The organism is Streptomyces sp. NPDC016469 (assembly GCF_040632905.1).
In the GTDB taxonomy this organism is placed as follows: domain Bacteria; phylum Actinomycetota; class Actinomycetes; order Streptomycetales; family Streptomycetaceae; genus Streptomyces.
On record NZ_JBEYCQ010000003.1, the window covers coordinates 132380 to 151551 of the forward strand.

Genomic DNA, 19172 nt, shown 5'->3' on the forward strand with positions numbered 1-19172 from the left:
TGGCCGTCGTGACGGCCGCTGTCCCGGCCGCCGCGCACCCGCATCCGCATCCGCACAAGTCCCGGGCGGGCGCGGTCTACTACGTCAGTCCGTCGGGCCAGGACTCCCGCACGGGCACCAGCGCGGGTCAGGCGTTCCGGCACATCCAGCGGTGTGCCGACGTCATGGGGCCCGGCGACACCTGCCTGATCCAGTCCGGTACGTACGCCGAGACGGTCGTGCCGGCCCGGTCGGGCACCGCCGCGCTGCCGATCACCTACCGGGCGGCGCCGGGGGCGGAGGTGACGCTGAGCGGAACCGCTCCGGTGCGGGGTTTCACGCCCGTCACCGGCGCGGACGTCGCCCGGATCGCCGAGAGCGATCCGTATGCCCAGGACTCGGCGTTCAGCGCCGCGGTGGCGGCCGGACACGTCTACAGCACAGCCGTCGACCTGGGCTCCGACGTGACCACCGTGCAGGTCTTCACGGACGGGGAGGCGGGCGTCGAGGCGCAGTGGCCCTACCCGGGGCCCGACCCGCTCGACCCCGCGCTCCAGTACGCGGACACGGGGAGCGCGGACGCGACGATCGCGGACGCGGCCCTGACCCGGCCCGCAGGGTACTGGGACGGCGCGCGCGCCCTGACCGGCTACTGGTACGTCTCGGCGACCGGCACAGTGAAGAGCTCCGCCATCGGCTCGGTGACGCTGGACGTGGCGCCCCCGTGCGTGCACAAGATCGTGCCGAAGGAGACACGGTACGCCCTCGCCGGGAAGATCGGTGAGCTCTCCCGCCCGGGCGAGTGGTTCTACGACCCCGCCGCCGGGCGTCTGTACCTCTACAGCGAGGACGGCCCGGACACCCACACCATCGAGGCGAAGACCCGCACCCTGGCCTTCGACCTGACAGCCACGAGTCACACGACGGTGGCGGGCATCGGGCTGTTCGCCTCCACCATCAGGACGGGACCGACCAGCAGCGGTGTGACGCTGGACGCGATCGACGGCACGTACCTGTCGCACTACACCGACATCACGCGCGGCGCGACGGACTGCGGCAGCACGGTGACGCGCGGCGTCGGCGACACCGGCATCGTCCTCGACGGGACGAACAACACGATCATGAACAGTGATCTGTCGCTGAGTGCGGGCAACGGCATCGCCCTGCGCGGCCAGAACAACACCGCCACGAACAACGTGATCCACGACGTCGACTACATGGGGACGTACGCGGCGGGCATCGCCGTACAGGGCAACAGCCAGACGGTCACCCACAACACGATCACCCGGGTCGGCCGCAGCGGCATCAACCTCCAGTGGAACACCGTGGAGGGCCTCGCCCCGGGCAAGGATCTGATCGCGTACAACGACATCTCGGGCTACGCCCGCCTCAGCCTGGACGTCGCCGCGATCTACACCTGCTGCAGCGCCTACATGATGGGGACGTCCATCGACCACAACGTGCTGCACGATCCGGAGCCGGCCACGACACTCACCGCCTTCGGGATCTCGGGCGTCTACGCCGACAACGGGCAGAGCGACCTGGTCATCGCGAACAACGTGGGCTGGGGCAACCGGGAGGGCACGGTGATGCTGAACGGTCTGGGCACCGGCTCGCACGACAACGGGGTGTACAACAACACCGGTGGGATGACCCTGTTCTACGTCAAGGAGCCGGGGCAGTCGACCGGAACGAAGATCTACAACAACGTCGGCGCCATACGCGGACTGACCGGTGCCACCGACGGCGGCCTGGTGCTCTCGAACAACCTCCCGGCGGAGTCCGATCCACTCTTCGTCGACGCGGCCGGGCACGACTTCCGGCTGACCGCCGACTCGCCCGCGCGAGGGCAGGCGATCGCGCTGCCGGGCATCAACGACGGCTCGACGGATGCGGTGCCGAGCCTCGGCGCCTACCAGTACGGGGCGCCGAAATGGGTGGCGGGGGCCACCCGTTGAGTGCGACCGCGTAAGTCCGCGTCCCCGACGCGAGAAGGCCCGAGCCGGATGTTCGGCTCGGGCCCTCGACGCGCGGGCTCAGTTGTCGGCTGCGGCCCCGCGCGGCTTCCGCTTCGTCCCACGCGCGTCCGGGACCGGTCCACGGCCGGCCGCGTGGTCGGCGAACGCCTCGGCCGCCGCCTCGGCGTCGCGGGACCGCAGCAGTCCGACGAGCCGGCCGTGCTCCTCCGCCATCGCGCTCCAGTCCCCGTCGAAGAGGGGGTCGGAGATGGCACGCAGCGTACGCAGGCTCGGTTCGACGACCTCCCACATCCGGGCCAGGAACGGGTTGCCCGCGATCCGGCTGACCAGCGTGTGGAACTCGATGTCGGCGTCGCGGAACAGGCTCACGTCGTTCGCGGCGACGGCGTCCCGCATCCGGTCGACCAACGCGTCGAGTTCGCGGAGGTGGTCGTCGGTGAGGTGTTCGGTGGCGAGCCGGGCGGCGAGCCGCTCCAGCGGTTCGCGCACCTGACGGGCGTACTCGGCGTCCTGTGCGGAGATCTCGACGACGAAGTGGCCGCGGCGCGGGACGTGCATGAGGAGCCCCTCACGGGCCAGGCGCTTGACCGCATCCCGCACCGGAGCCTGGCTCACCCCCAGACGGCGGGCGATCTCCGACTCGACCACGCGGTCGTTCGGTCCGAGGTCGCCGTCGACGACGGCCTGGCGGAGCAACTCGTAGACCTGATCCGAGATCAGGGTCTTGCGGAACCGGTCCTTGTTCGTGGCCAGCGTGGAGACGAATCCAGCCGAGGCGGTCGATGCCATGTATTCCCAATCCTGCGACGGGTGACCAGTGGTGACATGGTACGCGCGCATCGTCTATCGATGGAATCCAGGTGGAGGATGCACGAGGAACGGCCCCGGGCATCAGGCAGGGACGTCCAGCCGCTTGGCCAGCCAGTCGAGTTTCACGACCTCGTGCGTGGGGCCTCCGCCCTCATGGTCGTTGAACGGATAGGCGCGTATGTGCTTGTCCGCCTGGTCGACCCCGGCTACGGCGCCGTAGTGGTTGAACGCCGCGTACCCCGTCGAAGGCGGGCAGATGTGGTCCATGAGCCCGACCGAGAACAGGGTCGGCGCGTTCGCCCGGCGGGCCAGGATGGCGCCGTCGAAGTACGCCAGCGTGCGGGCGACCGTGCCCGCGTGCTCCCTGTGCCGCTTCACGAACTGGGCGACCTCGGCGAACGGCGGCTTGTCGGTGATCGTGGTGGCGCGCGGGAAGTGGCAGAGGAACGGCACGTCCGGCATGACGGCCGACAGGTCCGGGACCAGGCCCGCCGCGGCCAGTGCGATGCCGCCGCCCTGGCTGGTTCCGGTGACCACGACGCGCGTGGGGTCGACCGAGGGATGGGTGCGTACGGCGGCCACCGCGCGCACGGCGTCGGTGTACACCCGCCGGTAGAAGTAGCGTCGCGGGTCGAGCACCCCGCGGGTCAGGAAGCCGGGGGCCGCGATGTCGCCGGAGGCCGGGTCGGGGTCGGGTGTCTCGGCGCCCTGCCCACGGGTGTCCATCACAAAGTGCGCGTAGCCCGCACAGGCCCACAGCCGGTTCTCGTGCGGGGCCCCGCGTCCGGTGCCGTATCCGAGGTACTCCACGACGGCGGGCAGTGGTCCGGAGCGGGTCGCGGGCAGGTGCAGCCAGCCGCGTACGGGGTGCCCTCCGTAGCCGGCGAACGTCACGTCGTACGTCTCGATGGTGGCCAGCCCGTTGTGGACCGGTTCGAACGTCGCGGTGGGTGCGAAGTCCCGCTGCGCGTCCAGGGTTTCGCGCCAGAACGCGTCGAAGTCCTCGGGCTCGTCCAGAACCGGGCAGTACCGCTCCAGTTCGCCCAGGGGCAGGTCGAAGAAGGCCACGTCGTATCTCCGTTGAGGTCGGGGCCGGTGGGCCCGTGGGATGTTCATCGTCTGTCGGTCGTCGAAGGAATCGGATCGAGGGGGTCCGACGGGTGTCGGACACGGCCGAGGCCGTACACCCGGACGGCGTTGGCGTGCAGGATCCTCCGGCGCTCGTCGCCGGGGAGGCGGCCGAGCCCGAGGCAGGAGAGTTCAAGGGAGCCGGTGCGGCTGCCGCGCGGCAGGCAGATCGGCCAGTCGGAGCCGATGAGGCACCGGTCGGGCCCGACCGCGTCCACCACGCGCCCGACCAGCTCCGCGATCCGTTCGGGCGGAACGCCGTGCTGCTGGGTGAGCAGGCCGGAGACTTTGACGACCACGTTCGGCGCGGAGGCGGCCCGCTCCAGGTCCCGGATCCAGTCCCCGGGGTCCAGGCGGAGGTTCGGCGGGTTGCCGAGGTGGTCGACGACCACGGTGAGTTCCGGGTGCCGGGCGGCCACCTCGGCCGCGGCACGGAGCGCCCCGGAGCCCAGATTGAGCTCCAGGACCAGCCCGGCGGAGGCGAGTTCCGGCACCAGCGCGCGAGCGGACTCCGGGCAGTCCGCCCAGCGCGCCCCGCCCATGCGCATGCCGTTGGGCCGGGTGTCGCCCAGTTCGGCCAGCAGCTCCCGGAAGCGTCGGGGGCCGCCCTCGCCGTGGACGTGCAGGTTTCCCACGTACCCCGCGACGAGATCGGGGCGGCCGGTCCGCCATGCGCGCAGGTCGAGCGTCTCGCCGGCGTCACCGCGGGACCCCTCGACCAGGATCGCGCCGGACACCTCGGTGTCCGGCGCCGACGCCTCCAGGTCCTCGATGCGGAACGCCCGGTGATGAGGGCTTCCCGGGCGGATCCATGGGAAGCCCAGCGCCGGGTCCCACAGGTGCACATGGCAGTCGATCACGGTCGGGATCCTCCTGAGGTGCCGTTCCCGAGTATTGACAGGCCGACTCGCTCCGGTGAGTCTAACCATCGGCTATCGATGGTCGATTGTGAAGGGCGGATGTTCTTGATGTCCAGGGACCGACGGACCAGTGACTCGAACTCGGTTGACGGGGTGGGGCGATGACAGCCGTCACCGTGCCCGGTCCCCGCCTCCGAGCGACCCGCACCCTTACCCGAGCGCCGCTCTGGGCCTCGCTGCAACGAGAGTTGTTCGCTCGTCAGGACAAGGCGTGGCGGCTCTTCACCGACCGCTACACCGAGGGCGACGGCCGCCTCGTCTTCCGGGACACGCTCGGCGTGGGCCCGGACGGCCGCGACGGCGTGGACGACTTCTACGAGCCGTTCTTCAACTGGCCGACGCTGTACGTACTCGGTGGCAGCACGGATCTCCTGACGGCGGCGCGGCGGCACTGGAGCGGAGTGTCCGCGCAGCTCACGGAGATGGGCATGCTCCAGGACGGTCTGGAGCGCGGCTACGACTGGTTCCACCAGGGCGAAGGGCTGCTGCTCTTCTACGGCCTCTGCCTGGCCGACCCCGACGACCGCCGGCTGCGGCAACTGGCGCACGTTTTCGCCGACTTCTACCTGCCCGGCGGACCGAACTACGACCCGGAGCACCGAGTCGTACGCGCACCGCACAACGGCTCGGCGGGTCCGCGCGAGGGATTCGGTGACGGGGAGCCGTACTTCCCGTGGAGCCTCGCCCTGCGCCCGTACGGGCTGCCGCTCGACGCGATGGACGACGTCACGTCCTTCGACCAGCTCGCGGCCGATCCCGAGCGCGCCCGCTCCTACGGCCGCGCGATGTGGGACCGGATGGGCCGCGGTGACACGATCGTCAATCTGGCCGCGACAGGGCTGGCCACGAACGCCTTCCTCCTCAGCGGCGAGCAGCGCTACGCGGACTGGGTGTCCGAGTACGTCGGCGCCTGGCGGGAGCGGCTCGACGGACACGACGTCGTGCCCGACAACGCGGGCCTCAGCGGCAGGGTGGGCGAGTACCTGGGCGGCCGGTGGTACGGCGCGCACTACGGCTGGTCCTGGCCGCACGGCCTCTCCCCCGTGGGCAGCGCCACCCTCGTCGGAGCCTCGAACGCGTCCCTGCTGACCGGCGACCAGGGCTACCTCGACCTGGCCCGCAACCCGCTCGACGCCGTGCTGCGGCAGAGCGAGCAGCGCGGCGCCGACGGCCGGGGCACTCTGGGCGAACGCTGGGATCCGCATCTGGACGCGATGGACGCCGACCGGACGCTGATGGTCCCGCAGCGGCACAACGACTCCGGCTGGTTCGACTTCACCGTGATGCCTGGCCAACTTCCGCTCTCACTGTGGCACTTCAGCAGGGAGGACGCGGATCAGGAACGTATCGAGCGGCTGCGTGCGGGCGCCAACTGGGACTGGACCACGGTGCACACCCAGCGCATCAAGGACGAGGCCGGCCACGAGGAGCCGTGGTACGAGTTCCTGCAGGGCCGGAACCCGGGCTTCCCCGAGCGCATGCTGCGCAGCGCCCTCGACTCCTGCGCCGCACGTGTCGAGGCCATCGAGAACGACCCGGTGGACCCGGCGGTGGGCCCCGGCATCCTCGACATCCACCACTGGCAGAACCTCAACCCCGTGGTCACGGAGGCGCTGCTGCAGCTGACCACCGGATCCCCCCAGGTGCTCTACAACGGAGGGCTCACCCACATGCATCTGCGCTACTGGGACGCGGCGGGGCAGCGGCCGGGGCTTCCCGCGGACGTCGCGGCGCTCGTCTCCGACATCCGTCCCGAGCGCACCGTCGTGGACCTGGTCAACCTCGGTGGCACCGCGCGCTCGCTGGTGGTGCAGGCGGGCTCGTTCGCCGAACACACCGTGCACACCGCGCAGGTCGACGACGGGCCCGTCGAGGACGTGGGCGGCCCCCACTGCCGCGTGGAACTGCCCGGAGGCACCCAGATGAGGCTGACCCTGACGATGACCCTGCGCGGCACCCGGCCGACCTGCGGCACCCCGTTCCGGAAGGAGGGGCGATGACCGTCCGCCTGCCCTTCGACCTGCCCCGCCTGGGCATCGGAACCGCCCCACTGGGTGGCCTGTTCGAGGAGGTCTCCGAGGCTGACGCGGCGGCCACGCTGGAGGCCGCCGCCCGCGAGGGGATCACGTACTTCGACACGGCACCGCGCTACGGGCACGGCCAGGCGGAGGCCCGGCTCGGCCGCCTGCTGGCTCCGGCGGGCGTCACGGCGCCGCTGATCTCCACGAAGACGGGCTGGCTGCTGCGGCCCAAGCCCGACGGTTCGCCGGGCGAAGTCGTCACGGACTGGACCGAGGCCGGTATCCGCGCGTCCCTGGAGTCGAGCCTGGACCGCTTGGGCCGGTCGTCGGTCGACGTGCTTTATCTGCACGACCCCGACGCCTTTCCGGACGAGGTCCGGCGATCGGCCTACCCGGCGCTGCGCCGGCTGCGGGACGAGGGGCTGGTACGGGCGATCGGGTTCGGCATGAACAACACCGCGCCGCTCGCCGCGTACGTGGCGGAGTTCGACGTGGACGTCGTCCTCATTGCGGGCCGGTTCTCGCTCCTGGACCACGACGCACTGGGAACGCTGTTGCCACTGTGCCTGAGGACCGGCACCTCGGTCGTGGTCGGCGGGGTCTTCAACACTGGTCTCCTCGCCGACCCCTCCCCCGGCGCGATGTTCAACTACCGTCCCGTTCCGGAGCGGGACCTGGCCCGCGCACGACACTGCCGCGACCTGTGCGCGGAGTACGGAGTGCCGCTCGCGGCGGCCGCGATCCAGTTCCCCTTCCTGCATCCGGCCGTCGCGTCGGTCGTCGTCGGCTGCCGGTCGGCCGGTGAGGTCACCGCGAACGCGGCGGCGTCGCGGATTTCCGTGCCGGACGCGTTGTGGCGGCGGCTGAGTCAGGCGGGTTTCGTGCCGCCGGAGCTGGTGCCCGGCCTGGCGTGACGCCGGGCGCTCGGCGCCGGGCCAACTCGGCCGGCCGTCGTCACCACGTCAGCCGGTGGGCCGCGTCAGTTGCCGGCCAGGGCGAGTCCGGCCTCGCGTGCCTGCTCCTTGGCGGCGATGTGGTGCTGGTCCGCGATGTCCCGCAGCTGCTCCATGGCCGGTGTGGTGGCAGCCAGGGTCAGCTCGCGCTTGACCAGGGTGAGGTCGGCCTGCCACACGTCGCGGATGATGCGCTCGAGGTACGAGGTGGAGTGGTCCCATCCTTCGCGCGGGGCGCCGGGGCCGTAGCCGCCGCCGATGGTGGTGATCAGGGCGGTGGGCTTGCCCTTGAGCACCGGGTCGGTGGGGCCGGATCCGGCGATCACGAGGTCGACCCAGGTCTTGAAGTGCTGGGAGACCCCGAAGTTGTAGAACGGCACCGCGAGGACGACCGCGTCGGCGTCACGCAGTTCTTCCACGAGCGTGGCGGCGAGCGCCGCCGCGTCGCGCTGGGCCGGACTCCGGTCCGCCTCGGGGGTGAAGCCGGCCGTGGTTGCCAGGGCCCAGGCCTCGGAAGGGAGGGGGTCGGTGGCGATGTGCCGTCGCGTCACGGTGGCGCCGGGGTGTGCGGCAGTCCACTCGGCCTCGACCAGCGAGGCCAGTTCGGCGCTGGCCGAAGTGGTCGGAAAGATGCTCGCGTCCAGACGGAACAGGTTCACGGTGGAACTCCTCAAGGGCAGTCATGGAGAGCGGTCGGCGGGAAGGCCCGGGGTGGGCACCCTCGCCGCCGCCATAACCGGACTATACCCCGCTTAACACGGAGGGCGGTAGATTGGACAGGTGAACGGATCCCTCATCCCCTTGGGCCGGCCCCGCCCCGAACGCGCCGATGCCGTGCGCAACCGCGAACTGCTCCTCGCGACCGTCCGGGAGATGCTGGCCGACGGGGGCGCGTGCAGCGTCACGATGGACGCCCTGGCCGAACGCGCCGGCCTGGGCAAGGGCACTGTCTTCCGGCGCTTCGGCACCCGCGCCGGCATCTTCCGCGCCCTGCTCGACGCCGAAGACCGCGCCTTCCAGGAACAGGTGCTCTACGGGCCGCCCCCACTGGGTCCGGGTGCGCCGGCGCTCGACCGCATGGTCGCCTACGGGCAGGCCAGGATCGCCTTCCTGCTGAACCATCACAGCGTCGCCCGCGCCGCCCTCGACCGGAACCAGCCCGTGCCCGCCGGCCCGGCGTCGATCACGCGTGTGCACCTGCGCGTCCTGCTGGGACAGGCCGAGGTCGATCTCCCCGACCTGGACAGCCTGGCCGTCCAGCTGACCGGCGCCCTCGAAGGCCCGCTGCTGCTGTTCCTGGCCATGCCCGAGACCGACAGACCTCTCTCCTCGGCCGAAGGCCGCCCACTGGCCGACAGCTGGAGCGTCCTCGTCCACCGCCTGCTGAGCGCCCCACCCGACCGTGAAAGCGGCTGACCCCGGAAGCGGAGTCGCGGGCCCCACGGGCTGAGTGACGATGGCGTAGGAGCGTTTCATCGGGGCGTGCCGTCCGTGCGCGCCCAGTGGTCAGCCGGTCACCGACGGACTGACACGTGGGACGACCGTGACCGATGTCATCGGCGCGGACGACGACGGCCTCCTCGGCATCTGCCCGTCCGACCAAGAGCTGAACCGGGCACTGGCCCAGGCCCGCACTCCCCTCGAAGGAGGCGTCGCCCGCCTGAAGTCCTGTCGGATCTTCCGCCAAAGCGGCTGCAGCCCGGAGGTACTGTCAAAGACCGTGAACTGACCCGACAGCCCAATGGCCGGTCGATCAAGCAAGCGGCTTGCGGTAACGGACGTACTCGTTCCGCCGCCGGAACCCCACACTCTCGTAAAGGTCGTAGGACCGGTGTGGATTTGCCGTGCCCGTGAACAGCCGAGCGGTCGTTGCACCCTGCTCGCGAAGGCTCCGCAGCCCGTCCAGCAGCAGGACCCGGCCTATTCCGAGGCGTCGCTGGTCCGTCCGGACACTCAGCTCTTCCACCTCGCCCACGGTGTGGTCGTGACGGCGGATGGAGCACAGGGCGACGCCGACCATGTCCTGCCCGTTCCAGGCAGCCCTCCAGCATGCCGGGTCGGCGGTGTCGACGAAGTCCTGGAAAGGCCATCTCTGAGTGAAACCGCGGTCCGCGTACGAATCGACGACCGTCCTCCAAGCTGCACGGTAGTGGCTTGTCCCGATCGGTCCTGTCCGTATCCCGCCCGGCAGTTCGCTGACCGGCTCGGGCACCTGCTGCAGATCGCCCAGCTCCAACTCGACCAGACTGAAGACATGTCGGTAGCCGGCTGCGCGCAGAAGTGCCGTGGCGTCCTGCTCGGAGGCCATGGCGTTCGCGCCGATCACTGCCGTCCGCGCCGTTCCGTGCTGTTCGACGAGCCGGCGGATCCGCTCTTCGGCCCAGCTCAGCATGGCTGAGCCGATGCCCTGGCCGCGATGCTCGGGCAAGAGGTAGCCGCGGTGCAGGTACAGCCACGTATCGTCCCGCTCTTGCCACCACCGGATCGTCGCGTAGCCGACGACGCTCTCGTCGAGCACCACCAGGATCTGGTTCTTGGTCGGCTCCTCCGACTCGGCCGAAGCTTCGGCGATCTCGGCCGCTGTCGGGAGCCCTTCCACTACCGAATGGACATCGACCCGGTCCCGTTCAACACACCCCAGCCGCACCGCGGCCATGGCGCCGTGGTCTTCGTCGCCGCGATACGGCCGGAACCGGAGGCCGACCGGAAGGTCCTGTCCTGCTGTGCCATCCAACATGACCGGATGTTCTCGAACTTCGAGCAGGTCCGCCACCCCATTCACGCCGCCCTCGTCTGCGACCGTTCAAGGAGCTGGCCGCGTTCCTAGCGGACCCCAACGCGGACGAGGGCAGCGAGGTGGGGTGCATTCACGGCTCGCCAGCGGGCCTGGGCGGATTCGACAAGCTTGAAGACCATCGCCAGGACGACGGCCCGGGATCCGGCGCCCTTGGTGACCTTGGTCCGCAGACGGACCTCTTCCGAGCGCAGGCCGGCGTGATAGAGGGTCCGGAACATCGCATAGTCCCGGGCGGCGGGCGCGTACTTGCGGGCGGTGGCGATCCGGGCCTTGAGGAAGTCGAGAAACTCGAGACCCGCTCCGGGGTCGGGGCGGCAGCTGGGACGGGGAGTCGTCGCCGACATGCCGGGACGCGTTGAACTCATCGACTGGGCAGACCAGGCGCACGCCGGAACCAGCCTCGATCTCGACGGCCTTGCGCAACTGAAGGGACCGGTGGAAGCCCTTGAAGATCTGCACGTACTCGCGGCGGGTGGAGGCCGCCCGCCCGGCAAGAGCCAGGTCCCCAACGACACGGTCGATGTCTTCCGGGGTGACGTCCCAGGCAGGTCGGCCCAGTGCGGTGAGCGTCCGTTCCAGCAATCCGATGTCGTTCTCGACGGTCACCGGGCTGAACCCACGGGCCCGCCATGAGGCGACAAAGGCGTCAACGCAGTCGGCCTGAAACTCCCACGGATCGGCGGTCACCGGCTCCAGCAGGACGGCGCCACCCTCATTGCCCGACCCTCAGGTTCCGTCCCCACGAGTGGTCGGCGTCGATGAGTATGCGACCCGCGAGGGTCGCAACTACGGGACTATCCTCGTCGACGTTGAGAGTCGGCGGCCGGTGGATCTGCTGCCCGACCGGGAGGCATCCAGCCTTACCGCGTGGCTTGCGAAGCGGCCAGAGATCGAGGTGGTCTGCCGGGATCGCGCACCTTTCTTTGCCGAGGGCGCATGCCCTGTTCCGGTGGGCGGCAAGGCCCGTGGTGGGCGCAACGCCGGCGGCGCCACCGATCTGCTGCGAGGTGCTGACGAGGGCCGAGGCTCCTCCGGGGCGACTCCCGAGGCGGCGCAGACGAACATCGCGGGGAAGGTGACACCGCCCCCCCCTCGGACAGCGATCACCCATCGCCTACGAGAATGCCCTCCACCGCACACCAACTACGCCGGCACAAGCCGCATAACCCGTGTCCAGGATTCGAGGTAAAGGCCACCCAGCCAACGACAGATCTCCGACTCGGGTCACTGGTCACAGCCGCTGGATGGGCCGGTCCCACGCTTGAGGTTCCATGCCGAGACCAAGTCGATCCCGCCCGGCTGGTGGGCCTCGTCGGAGTCGATCCTGTCCAGGACCGGGCCCGGCTTCATCTGCCACCAATGGCCTGTCGCATCGCGGAACTGAAGCACGAACAGCGCGTCCGTGCGGACGTGCGGTTGGTGGGCGCCGAACGAGAACGAATCCTGCGTGCATGAATGCACCTCGCCAAATCGGACGTGCTGAACGGTCGCGTCGCCCACCTTGAGCCGGACCGTCACATCCATGATGCGGATCGACTGCTGGTTCTCCACCAACACCCCAGTAGGCGCCTCCCCGGTCCCAGTCCAGTAGAGGCTTACCTTCATTGCCTCTCGCACTTCATCGTCGGCCCGTTGGGTCTGATCGCGGTGCAGAGAGAACAGGGAAAGCCCCACCGCGAACACCACACCCACCGTGTTGATCCACTCGTGGACTGCGCTCGAACTGCCGCCCCTACCAGACGTGTTCATGTCCAGATATGTAGCACAGGTACGACCGCGGCGTCGCTGACACAGCGCGAGTGAAGTCAGGCATCAGAGGCGACCCGGTCGGCAACGTGGAGCCGTCCCGCGACACCGACGTCCGCGTCGTCCCCATCGCCCATGCCCATGTGAACGCCAGCGGGGGTCCGTCGAAGGTCGGGGCGGGGGCTCCGTGCTGACCCCTTCGGGTGGGCTGAAGGATCCGTGCCCCTCGTCCGGTCGCAGGGTCAACCATGGATAACCTGCTCCGGCAGACTCGGAGGGTGTAACCCTCTTCGGCGTATGCCGACGGGCAGCCCATGACCGACCGGTACTCCGGCCGCGCACCAGCCCCTCGAAGACTCCGGCAAGGACCATGTTGCGCATCGTCTCGCTGCGGCTGCGCAAGCGCGTCGGCCTCGTGCACCTTGCCGCCCTCACCGGCGTCGCGCCCTCGACCGCGCACCGAGTACTTGAGCGCTGCCGGATCAGCCGTCTGAGCCATCTCGGTCGTGCAACGGGTGATCTGGTTCGCCGGTACGAACACCCCTACCCGGGATCAATAATCCACGTCGGCGTCAAGAAGCAGATCCGGCGCCCGCGCGGCCTTGGGATGGTGCCGCGCCTCGTAGGATCGGTGCATGGTGGCCTTCGTCCCGTCGTTCGTCTGCTTGTTCCTGTTCTTTGCTGGTGTGGTGCGAGACCGCCGCCGACTGAGCAACGCGGTCCTCCTGGGCCTGTCCGCCGTGTTCGCGGTGATCGCACTGCTCCTGCACGTGGCTTCCGAGCGAGCCCAGTTGGGCCGTGACCTGGCCGTCGCCCTGCTGACCCTCGCGGGCGTGGGTGTCGTCACGCTGGCGTGGTTCCTCATCGCCAACGGGATCACCATGGTCCGCAAGGAGGGCAGGAGTCCGGCGAACCTGCTGTCCCTGGGGGCCGGCATCGCTCTGGTGGCCCTGCTCGCGCTGCTCATCACCGCGCTGGTGCTGCATACGCCCGCGCTTCTGGTGGTGGCGGCGACTTCGGTGGCCCTCGCCGGATACGTCGCCTTCCTGTTCCTCTGTTTCCTCGTCTACGGGGCTCTGTACGCGCGCCTGCGCATCCGGCGTCGGGCCGACTTCGTGGTGGTCCTCGGCTCGGGCCTGATCGGAGGCACCACTGTGCCCCCACTGCTGGCCGGACGTCTGGACCGGGCCCGACGGGAACACACCAGGCTGTCACGGAGGGGTCGGCGCCCGGTCCTGCTCACCTCTGGAGGGCAGGGACCCGACGAGAAGCTGCCGGAGTCCCACGCAATGGCCGACTACCTGGTCACCACGGGCTTCCCCGCCGACCTGATCGAACGCGAGGACCGCTCGACAACCACGGACGAGAACCTGACGTTCAGCAAAGCGCTGATGGAGCGGGCGAATCCGGACTACCGGTGCGTGATCGTCACGAACAACTACCACGTCTTCCGTGCTGCGGTCAGCGCCCGCCGCACCGGCATCCGGGGGCACGTGATCGGCGCCCCGACAGCCGCGTACTTCTGGCCGAGCGCCATGATCCGCGAGTTCGTCGCACTCTTGGTCGCCTACCGCCGCACCAACGCCGTACTCTTCCTGCTCGTCCTGCTGAGCGGCCTCTTCATCTGGTGGTTGGGGTGGCCGTCGCCGGCGGCCGGCACGTAGAAATTGAGGATCCACAGCGGTACGGCCGCCCGTCCCGGTAGAAGGACGCCGGGACCGACGAAGCACGGGTTGAGCATGTCGAGGACGACGAGGCGCGCGCCGGCCGCCTTCGGGTCGGCGGTCAGCTGTGCGGCCCGTGGCCCCGTGAGGGCGCCGGCTGCGGCGAGGAACTGGACGGCCACGAAATGAGGGTGTCCGGGGCCGACGTCCAGGATCCAGGCCAGTGGGATGCCGCTGTCAGCCAACTCAGCCTGCAGCAGAGTCGGTTCACGCCGGTCGGCGACCACCTGGGCGGGCGGGAGCGCAGGCACGCCAGCCCCGGAGCCGGCGAAGTCAGCGCCCCTCGCCTGGCCCGGTAGGGGTTCCAGTTCCCGCTGCCGGACGCTCCTCGGTGCGCGGCGGCTCGAAGGGCGGAGCCTGCGCGAGAACATTCCGTACGACGCGGGGGTCTGCGCGCCGAGGGCGCCGATCTCGCCGGCCACGGAGAGCTGCGACTCCATCTGCTCCAGCGCGTCGCGGCGCAGGTCGTCGTCGAACGCGGTGAAGAAGTGCAGCATCCCGCTCCTGGCGGCTGAAGCACGGCGCCCTGCTCGACCTCGGCCCGCGCCTCCTCGAACATCCCCCCGCCGCTGCAGCGCCAGTCGTCTCTGTACGGGCCAGCGGCGATCCGCACCGCTGGGTCGAGCTGACCTGCGAGCACGAGAACGGCGCCGTCAAGCGTCCCGCTCCGGCTGCGTGCAGCTTCCCGGAGCGAGGCCCCGGGTGAAACTGTTCGGCCTGAAGGGGAGCTGATCTGCGACACGGCCGGCTGAAACGTCGGGTCAGGCGGCGCGCTCCTTCTGCGTAGACGGCGCTGGGACCTGGTACGGGCGCACGCCGGCCTGATCGCCTGCACATAGCCTTTCGTAGCATCCCTGCGCGACTCCGTTAGGCCAGGTCAGCACACCCGTTACGAGGCGGTGTCAGGGGTGGGGTCGGTGGAGCGGCGGCGTTGTTTGAGCTCGGCTTCGAGGATGTGGTCACGGCCCTGCGCGAGCTCGTCGACCAAGCGGTGTTCAAGGTCGGCGAAGGGGTGGTAGTAGGTCTGGTTGTATGCCTCGATGATCTGGAAGGTCCAGTGGCCGGGGATGACGTTGTGTCCGAGGACCTGCCGCTCAACCAGGTCGGCTTCCGTACCGTGGCCGGCTTCCCGCAGCAGGCGCACCGCGTCGCCGACCTGGAAGTCGGCGGTCCCCGTCAGCTGGTGAAACTCGTAGAGCGCGCCCCGAGCCCGCTCCGTGGTCTCCATCGCCTTCGACAGCGCCCCCAGTGCCTCGACGCTCTTGTCGCTCATTCCCTCAGGACGCTGATGCGCGACGTCCGGAATGTCATCGTGTTCCTCACTCATGCTGACAGCCTTGCCCGCAGCTGCCCGCTTCCTACCGCCCGGGCAGGCGTACGGGGGCCACACGGAAGGCCCCCTACGCCCGACACGGCCCGCGAGGAGGAAATCGCTGTTCCCGACCACTCCCGATTCCCGGGCGCAACGAACTACGAGTGCAGCGGGAGAACCGGGAGACATCACGAGTTACGGAGCCTCCTGATGGAGTACCGGACCGCAGCCTTGGCACCCACGGGCCGCCCGCGAATCGAGCGATCACGCAGAGCAGTACCGCCATTCCGGAGGGAGATCCCCTCCTCGCCCTCTGGATGTGCTGTCGGTCGACGTGACCGACCGGCCTTTCGCGGGTGGCGTACTCATCGACGCCGACGTCGCGTGGGGCGGGAGCTCCCGGGTCCGGCCCGTAACGCGGTGCTGCGGCTGGTCGAATCCTGCGCCCTGGCGGGGCACCTTCTGCGAGGAACGGTGTCCGATCGCGACAGCCGCCTCCCCCCCTGGTCGCTTCGCCGGCCAGGCGGCCATGCCGCAGCCCCTCCAGCCGGGGCTCCACTTCCTTCACGGGCGAACTGTCGGCCGCACCGCACTGGGGACGAATCATGTGCGGGCAGTTTGCCGAGGCCCGGGGCGCCGGGCAAACGTCACTGGGAATCGAACGTTCTCATCTGCGACGATGGCGGGTATGGATGTGCGGAGCAGGAACCATGTGAGGGTGACCGGGCGGCCCGGTGCACCGGTGGTCGTACTGGCGCACGGCTTCGGGTGCGATCAGAACATGTGGCGTCTGGTGGTGCCGGCGCTGGAGCGGGACTTCACCGTCGTCCTCTTCGATCACGTCGGCGCGGGGAACTCGGACCTCTCCGCGTGGAACCCCGAGCGGTATTCCACGCTGAACGGGTATGTCGACGACGTCCTGGAGCTGTGCCGGGAGCTGGCCCTGGGACCGGTGACGTTCGTCGGGCACTCGGTGAGCGCCATGATGGGCGTGCTGGCCGCCGCCAGGGAGCCCGAGGCGTTCGCGGGACTGGTCCTGCTGGCTCCCTCGCCGTGCTTCATCGACGATCCCGACACCGGCTACCGGGGAGGGTTCAGCGCCGCGGACATCGACGAGCTGCTGGAATCGCTCGATGCGAACTATCTGGGCTGGTCGGGTGCGATGGCCCCGGTCATCATGGGCAATCCGCAGCGGCCGGAGCTCGGGGAGGAGCTCACCAGCAGTTTCTGCCGCACCGACCCGAAGATCGCCAGGCTGTTCGCGCGGGTGACGTTCCTGTCCGACAACCGTGCCGACCTCGCCGAGGTGACGGTGCCCACGCTGGTCGCCCAGTGCTCCAGCGATGCGATCGCCCCACCCGAGGTGGGCGCCTTCGTACACGCGCAGATACCGGACAGCCGGCTCGTCACGCTGAACGCCACCGGGCACTGCCCGCAGCTCGCCGCGCCCGAGGAGACCGCCGAGGCGATCGCCGCGTTCGCGGGGGCCGCCCGATGATGTGCGAGACCAACGGCGAAGGGCGGGAGGGGCGAGAAGGGGAGGGGCCGGCGGATGACCAGGCACAGTTCTCCGCTCTGCTGGAGGACAGTGCCGAGGATCTCTACGAGCACGCGCCCTGCGGCTACCTTTCCACCCAGCTGGACGGCCGGATCGCGAAGGTGAACACCACCCTGCTGGACTGGCTCGGATACCAACGCGATGATCTCGTGGGCCGCAAGCACTTCTCCGACCTGCTCACCGTCGGCGGCCGGCTCTACCACGAGACCCACTTCGGCCCGCTGCTGCGTATGCAGGGCGAGATCAGCGGCATCGCTCTGGAGCTGAAGGCCTCCGACGGCACCCGGCTGCCGGTCCTGGTCACCTCCACGGTGAAAACGGGCAGCGACGGGCAGCCCCTGCTGATCCGCACCACCGTCTTCGACGCCCGCGACCGCCGCGCGTACGAGACGGAACTGCTGCGTGCCCGCCATGAAGCCGACCTCGAACGCGACCGCCTCCAGGTCCTGGCCACCACCTTGCAGGAGACCCTGCTGCCGCCCGTGCTGGCGAACGTGCCCGGCCTGGATGTTGCCGCGTTCTACCACATCGCTTCCGTCGACGAGGTCGGCGGCGACTTCTACGACCTCTTCCCCCTGGCCGCCGGCACCTGGGGCCTGTTCCTGGGTGACGTGTGCGGCAAGGGCGCCGCCGCCGCGGCCGTCACCTCCCTGGCCCGCTACACCCTGCGCGCCGCCGCCGTTTACGACCCGGACCCGGCCGCCGTGCTGGGCAACCTCAACACGGTCCTCAACCACGAGTACCAAGGGACCGACCCCCGCTTTTGCACCGTCGTCTTCGGCCTGCTCACCCCCGACCCTCTCCGGGGCGGCTTCCGGATCACGCTGGCCAGCGGCGGCCACCCCCCGGCCCTGCTGATGCGCGCCGACGGCACCGCCGACTACCTGCCCACTCCCGGCGGACAGCTCATCGGCGTCCTGCCCGATCCGGACATCGCCACCACCACCGTCCACCTCGCCCCCGGCGACACCCTGCTGCTGCACACCGACGGCCTCACCGAAGCCCACACTCACGCCGTCCCGGGCGGCAAGGGGCGCTACGGCGACGACGCCCTCCTCGACTTCGGCCGCCGGCTCGCCCCCAGCACCGCCTCGGACACCATCAGCGCGGTCCGCGACTTGCTCGCCACCTTCGGCACCGGCGTGGACGACGACACCGCCGTCCTGGCCGTCCACGCACCACGACCCCCCAGTGAAGAGCAGCAGTGAGCAAGCACCTGACCCTTCACACCCGCACCACCCCTGCCGGACCGGTCCTCGAGCTCATCGGAGAACTGGACCACCACACCGCGCCGGAGGTCCGCGCCGTGCTGTCCGGCCTGACTCCGAGTACGGGCCAGCAGCTCGTTCTCGACCTCGGCGGCCTCGCATTCTGCGACTCCACCGGCATCACCGTCCTGATCGCCGCCCGCAACCACGCCCTGGCCGTGAAGGCGGCCGTCGTCCTGGCCGCGGTCCCCGCCCACCTCGCCCGGATCCTCCGCATCGTCGGCCTCGACCAGGTTTTCGCCTTCCATCTCACCGCACAGGACGCCGAAACCGCCTGGCGCATCGCCTCCGACTGACCCGTCGTATCTGCCGGAGGAAGCTCTCGCCGCACAGAGAATCCAACAACCACCGTTCGCCATGCATCCCGAAGCAGGGCTCTGGCACAAGGTTGTGGTCCGTGGCTGCAGGTCACCGATCCGATATCGAACAGAATCTCCTCGTGTGGCGGGATCGTCCCCCGCGCCACCGCACTCACCATGCGTATGCCCGGTCAGCCTGCTCTCCGCCCCCTCGTGGCGTGTTCTTCCTCAGTCTTCCGGCAGGGACGGATGAGGCCTCCACGGTTCCGGCGTCGTGATGGACCAGCGTTCGTGATCACGCCAGGCCCCATCGATGTACAGGTGGGCGCGCGACAGCCCTTCGTAACGGGAGCCCATGCGCTGGGCCAGGGCCAGAGATGCCTTGTTCCCTGGCTGAATGTTGGCCTCCAGGCGGTGCAGTCGCAGGTCGGTGAAGGCGTGGTCCTTCAAGGCCGCGCCGAAGGAGCGGCCAGCGGCGTCCTTGTCCTCTGCGTCCAGGCAAGCCGCCGCGAAGGCGAGGAGGCTTCGTGTCCGCCAGTGCGGTTCACCGGCCCGCTCGAGGATCCGCACCGCCTCGGCGTGATCGGAGGCCGCCTCTCCAAGGCGGCCGGACTGCGCAGGGCCACAGCGGCGTCGGTCCGGCTCGTCGCTTCGACACCGCATGACCTGTTGACCTGC

The 19172-nt window shown here is 69.8% G+C and carries 18 protein-coding genes and 4 pseudogenes; 12 read left to right on the plus strand and 10 right to left on the minus strand.

The annotated features are described in order from the left end of the window. Window positions 1-8 precede the first annotated feature (8 nt). Window positions 9-1937 carry a right-handed parallel beta-helix repeat-containing protein gene (locus ABZ565_RS04235; protein ID WP_361020263.1) on the plus strand — a complete coding sequence of 643 codons (1929 nt, stop codon included), beginning with the start codon at window positions 9-11 and terminating at the stop codon, window positions 1935-1937. 78 nt (window positions 1938-2015) lie between these two features. Here ABZ565_RS04235 and ABZ565_RS04240 read toward each other — a convergent pair whose 3' ends face one another. The 3 genes from ABZ565_RS04240 to ABZ565_RS04250 form a co-directional block, all read right to left on the minus strand. Continuing rightward, window positions 2016-2747, minus strand: coding sequence for a GntR family transcriptional regulator (locus ABZ565_RS04240; protein WP_361020265.1), 732 nt, complete (start codon window positions 2745-2747; stop codon window positions 2016-2018). Window positions 2748-2849: 102 nt separating this feature from the next. Then, window positions 2850-3836 carry an acetylxylan esterase gene (locus ABZ565_RS04245; protein ID WP_361020267.1) on the minus strand — a complete coding sequence of 329 codons (987 nt, stop codon included), beginning with the start codon at window positions 3834-3836 and terminating at the stop codon, window positions 2850-2852. A 44-nt stretch (window positions 3837-3880) separates the two neighbouring features. After that, entirely contained in the window at window positions 3881-4756 is an 876-nt protein-coding gene (locus tag ABZ565_RS04250) for an amidohydrolase family protein (RefSeq protein ID WP_361020269.1), read from the minus strand. Window positions 4757-5004: 248 nt separating this feature from the next. Here ABZ565_RS04250 and ABZ565_RS04255 point away from each other — a divergent pair, with 248 nt between their 5' ends. Further along, on the plus strand, window positions 5005-6816 hold the full coding sequence (locus tag ABZ565_RS04255) for a hypothetical protein (RefSeq protein WP_361020271.1): 1812 nt from the start codon (window positions 5005-5007) through the stop codon (window positions 6814-6816). Continuing rightward, window positions 6813-7751: an aldo/keto reductase gene (locus ABZ565_RS04260; RefSeq protein ID WP_361020272.1), complete on the plus strand. Its 939-nt coding sequence runs from the start codon at window positions 6813-6815 to the stop codon at window positions 7749-7751. Before ABZ565_RS04255 ends, ABZ565_RS04260 begins: the two co-directional genes overlap by 4 nt. Before the next feature lie 65 nt (window positions 7752-7816). Here the strand turns inward: ABZ565_RS04260 and ABZ565_RS04265 are convergent, their stop codons facing one another. Continuing rightward, window positions 7817-8449 carry an NAD(P)H-dependent oxidoreductase gene (locus tag ABZ565_RS04265; protein ID WP_361020274.1) on the minus strand — a complete coding sequence of 211 codons (633 nt, stop codon included), beginning with the start codon at window positions 8447-8449 and terminating at the stop codon, window positions 7817-7819. Between the two features lie 121 nt (window positions 8450-8570). On the opposite strand from ABZ565_RS04265, the gene ABZ565_RS04270 reads away from it, so the two are divergent. Together ABZ565_RS04270 and ABZ565_RS04275 are read left to right on the plus strand one after the other, a co-directional pair. Next, the gene (locus tag ABZ565_RS04270; RefSeq protein WP_361020276.1) at window positions 8571-9206 is read left to right on the plus strand and encodes a helix-turn-helix domain-containing protein; all 636 of its coding nucleotides are present in this window, start codon (window positions 8571-8573) and stop codon (window positions 9204-9206) included. Between the two features lie 127 nt (window positions 9207-9333). Next, window positions 9334-9519, plus strand: coding sequence for a hypothetical protein (locus tag ABZ565_RS04275; RefSeq protein WP_361020278.1), 186 nt, complete (start codon window positions 9334-9336; stop codon window positions 9517-9519). A gap of 24 nt (window positions 9520-9543) precedes the next feature. On the opposite strand, the gene ABZ565_RS04280 is transcribed toward ABZ565_RS04275, so the two are convergent. Together ABZ565_RS04280 and ABZ565_RS04285 are read right to left on the minus strand one after the other, a co-directional pair. Further along, entirely contained in the window at window positions 9544-10527 is a 984-nt protein-coding gene (locus ABZ565_RS04280; protein WP_361020633.1) for a GNAT family N-acetyltransferase, read from the minus strand. 86 nt (window positions 10528-10613) lie between these two features. After that, window positions 10614-10763, minus strand: a pseudogene (locus tag ABZ565_RS04285) (IS256 family transposase); the annotation flags it as partial. 166 nt (window positions 10764-10929) lie between these two features. Here ABZ565_RS04285 and ABZ565_RS04290 point away from each other — a divergent pair. Next, a complete protein-coding gene (locus tag ABZ565_RS04290; protein WP_361020280.1) occupies window positions 10930-11220 on the plus strand; it encodes a hypothetical protein in 291 nt (96 codons plus the stop codon). A gap of 112 nt (window positions 11221-11332) precedes the next feature. After that, window positions 11333-11521: pseudogene (locus tag ABZ565_RS04295) on the plus strand (transposase); the annotation flags it as partial. Between the two features lie 290 nt (window positions 11522-11811). Here the strand turns inward: ABZ565_RS04295 and ABZ565_RS04300 are convergent. Continuing rightward, entirely contained in the window at window positions 11812-12336 is a 525-nt protein-coding gene (locus tag ABZ565_RS04300) for a hypothetical protein (RefSeq protein ID WP_361020282.1), read from the minus strand. A gap of 293 nt (window positions 12337-12629) precedes the next feature. Between ABZ565_RS04300 and ABZ565_RS04305 the strand changes: the two are divergent. Further along, a pseudogene (locus tag ABZ565_RS04305) lies at window positions 12630-12913 on the plus strand (IS481 family transposase); the annotation flags it as partial. A gap of 55 nt (window positions 12914-12968) precedes the next feature. Next, window positions 12969-13997: a YdcF family protein gene (locus ABZ565_RS04310; protein WP_361020283.1), complete on the plus strand. Its 1029-nt coding sequence runs from the start codon at window positions 12969-12971 to the stop codon at window positions 13995-13997. Here ABZ565_RS04310 and ABZ565_RS04315 read toward each other — a convergent pair. Beyond that, window positions 13901-14554 carry a hypothetical protein gene (locus ABZ565_RS04315; protein WP_361020285.1) on the minus strand — a complete coding sequence of 218 codons (654 nt, stop codon included), beginning with the start codon at window positions 14552-14554 and terminating at the stop codon, window positions 13901-13903. The genes ABZ565_RS04310 and ABZ565_RS04315 overlap by 97 nt on opposite strands. A gap of 392 nt (window positions 14555-14946) precedes the next feature. Further along, complete coding sequence (locus ABZ565_RS04320; RefSeq protein ID WP_361020287.1) at window positions 14947-15384, minus strand: hypothetical protein; 438 nt, start codon at window positions 15382-15384, stop codon at window positions 14947-14949. Window positions 15385-16057: 673 nt separating this feature from the next. Between ABZ565_RS04320 and ABZ565_RS04325 the strand changes: the two genes are divergently transcribed. Genes ABZ565_RS04325 through ABZ565_RS04335 form a run of 3 tightly spaced genes read left to right on the plus strand, consistent with a single transcriptional unit; the run spans window position 16058 to window position 18491 of the window. Further along, a complete protein-coding gene (locus tag ABZ565_RS04325; RefSeq protein WP_361020289.1) occupies window positions 16058-16867 on the plus strand; it encodes an alpha/beta hydrolase in 810 nt (269 codons plus the stop codon). Beyond that, on the plus strand, window positions 16867-18135 hold the full coding sequence (locus tag ABZ565_RS04330; protein WP_361020635.1) for a SpoIIE family protein phosphatase: 1269 nt from the start codon (window positions 16867-16869) through the stop codon (window positions 18133-18135). The genes ABZ565_RS04325 and ABZ565_RS04330 overlap by 1 nt, the downstream gene beginning before the upstream one ends. Further along, on the plus strand, window positions 18132-18491 hold the full coding sequence (locus ABZ565_RS04335; protein ID WP_361020291.1) for an STAS domain-containing protein: 360 nt from the start codon (window positions 18132-18134) through the stop codon (window positions 18489-18491). The genes ABZ565_RS04330 and ABZ565_RS04335 overlap by 4 nt, the downstream gene beginning before the upstream one ends. A gap of 231 nt (window positions 18492-18722) precedes the next feature. Here the strand turns inward: ABZ565_RS04335 and ABZ565_RS04340 are convergent. Then, window positions 18723-18944: pseudogene (locus tag ABZ565_RS04340) on the minus strand (GNAT family protein); the annotation flags it as partial. Window positions 18945-19172 lie beyond the last annotated feature (228 nt).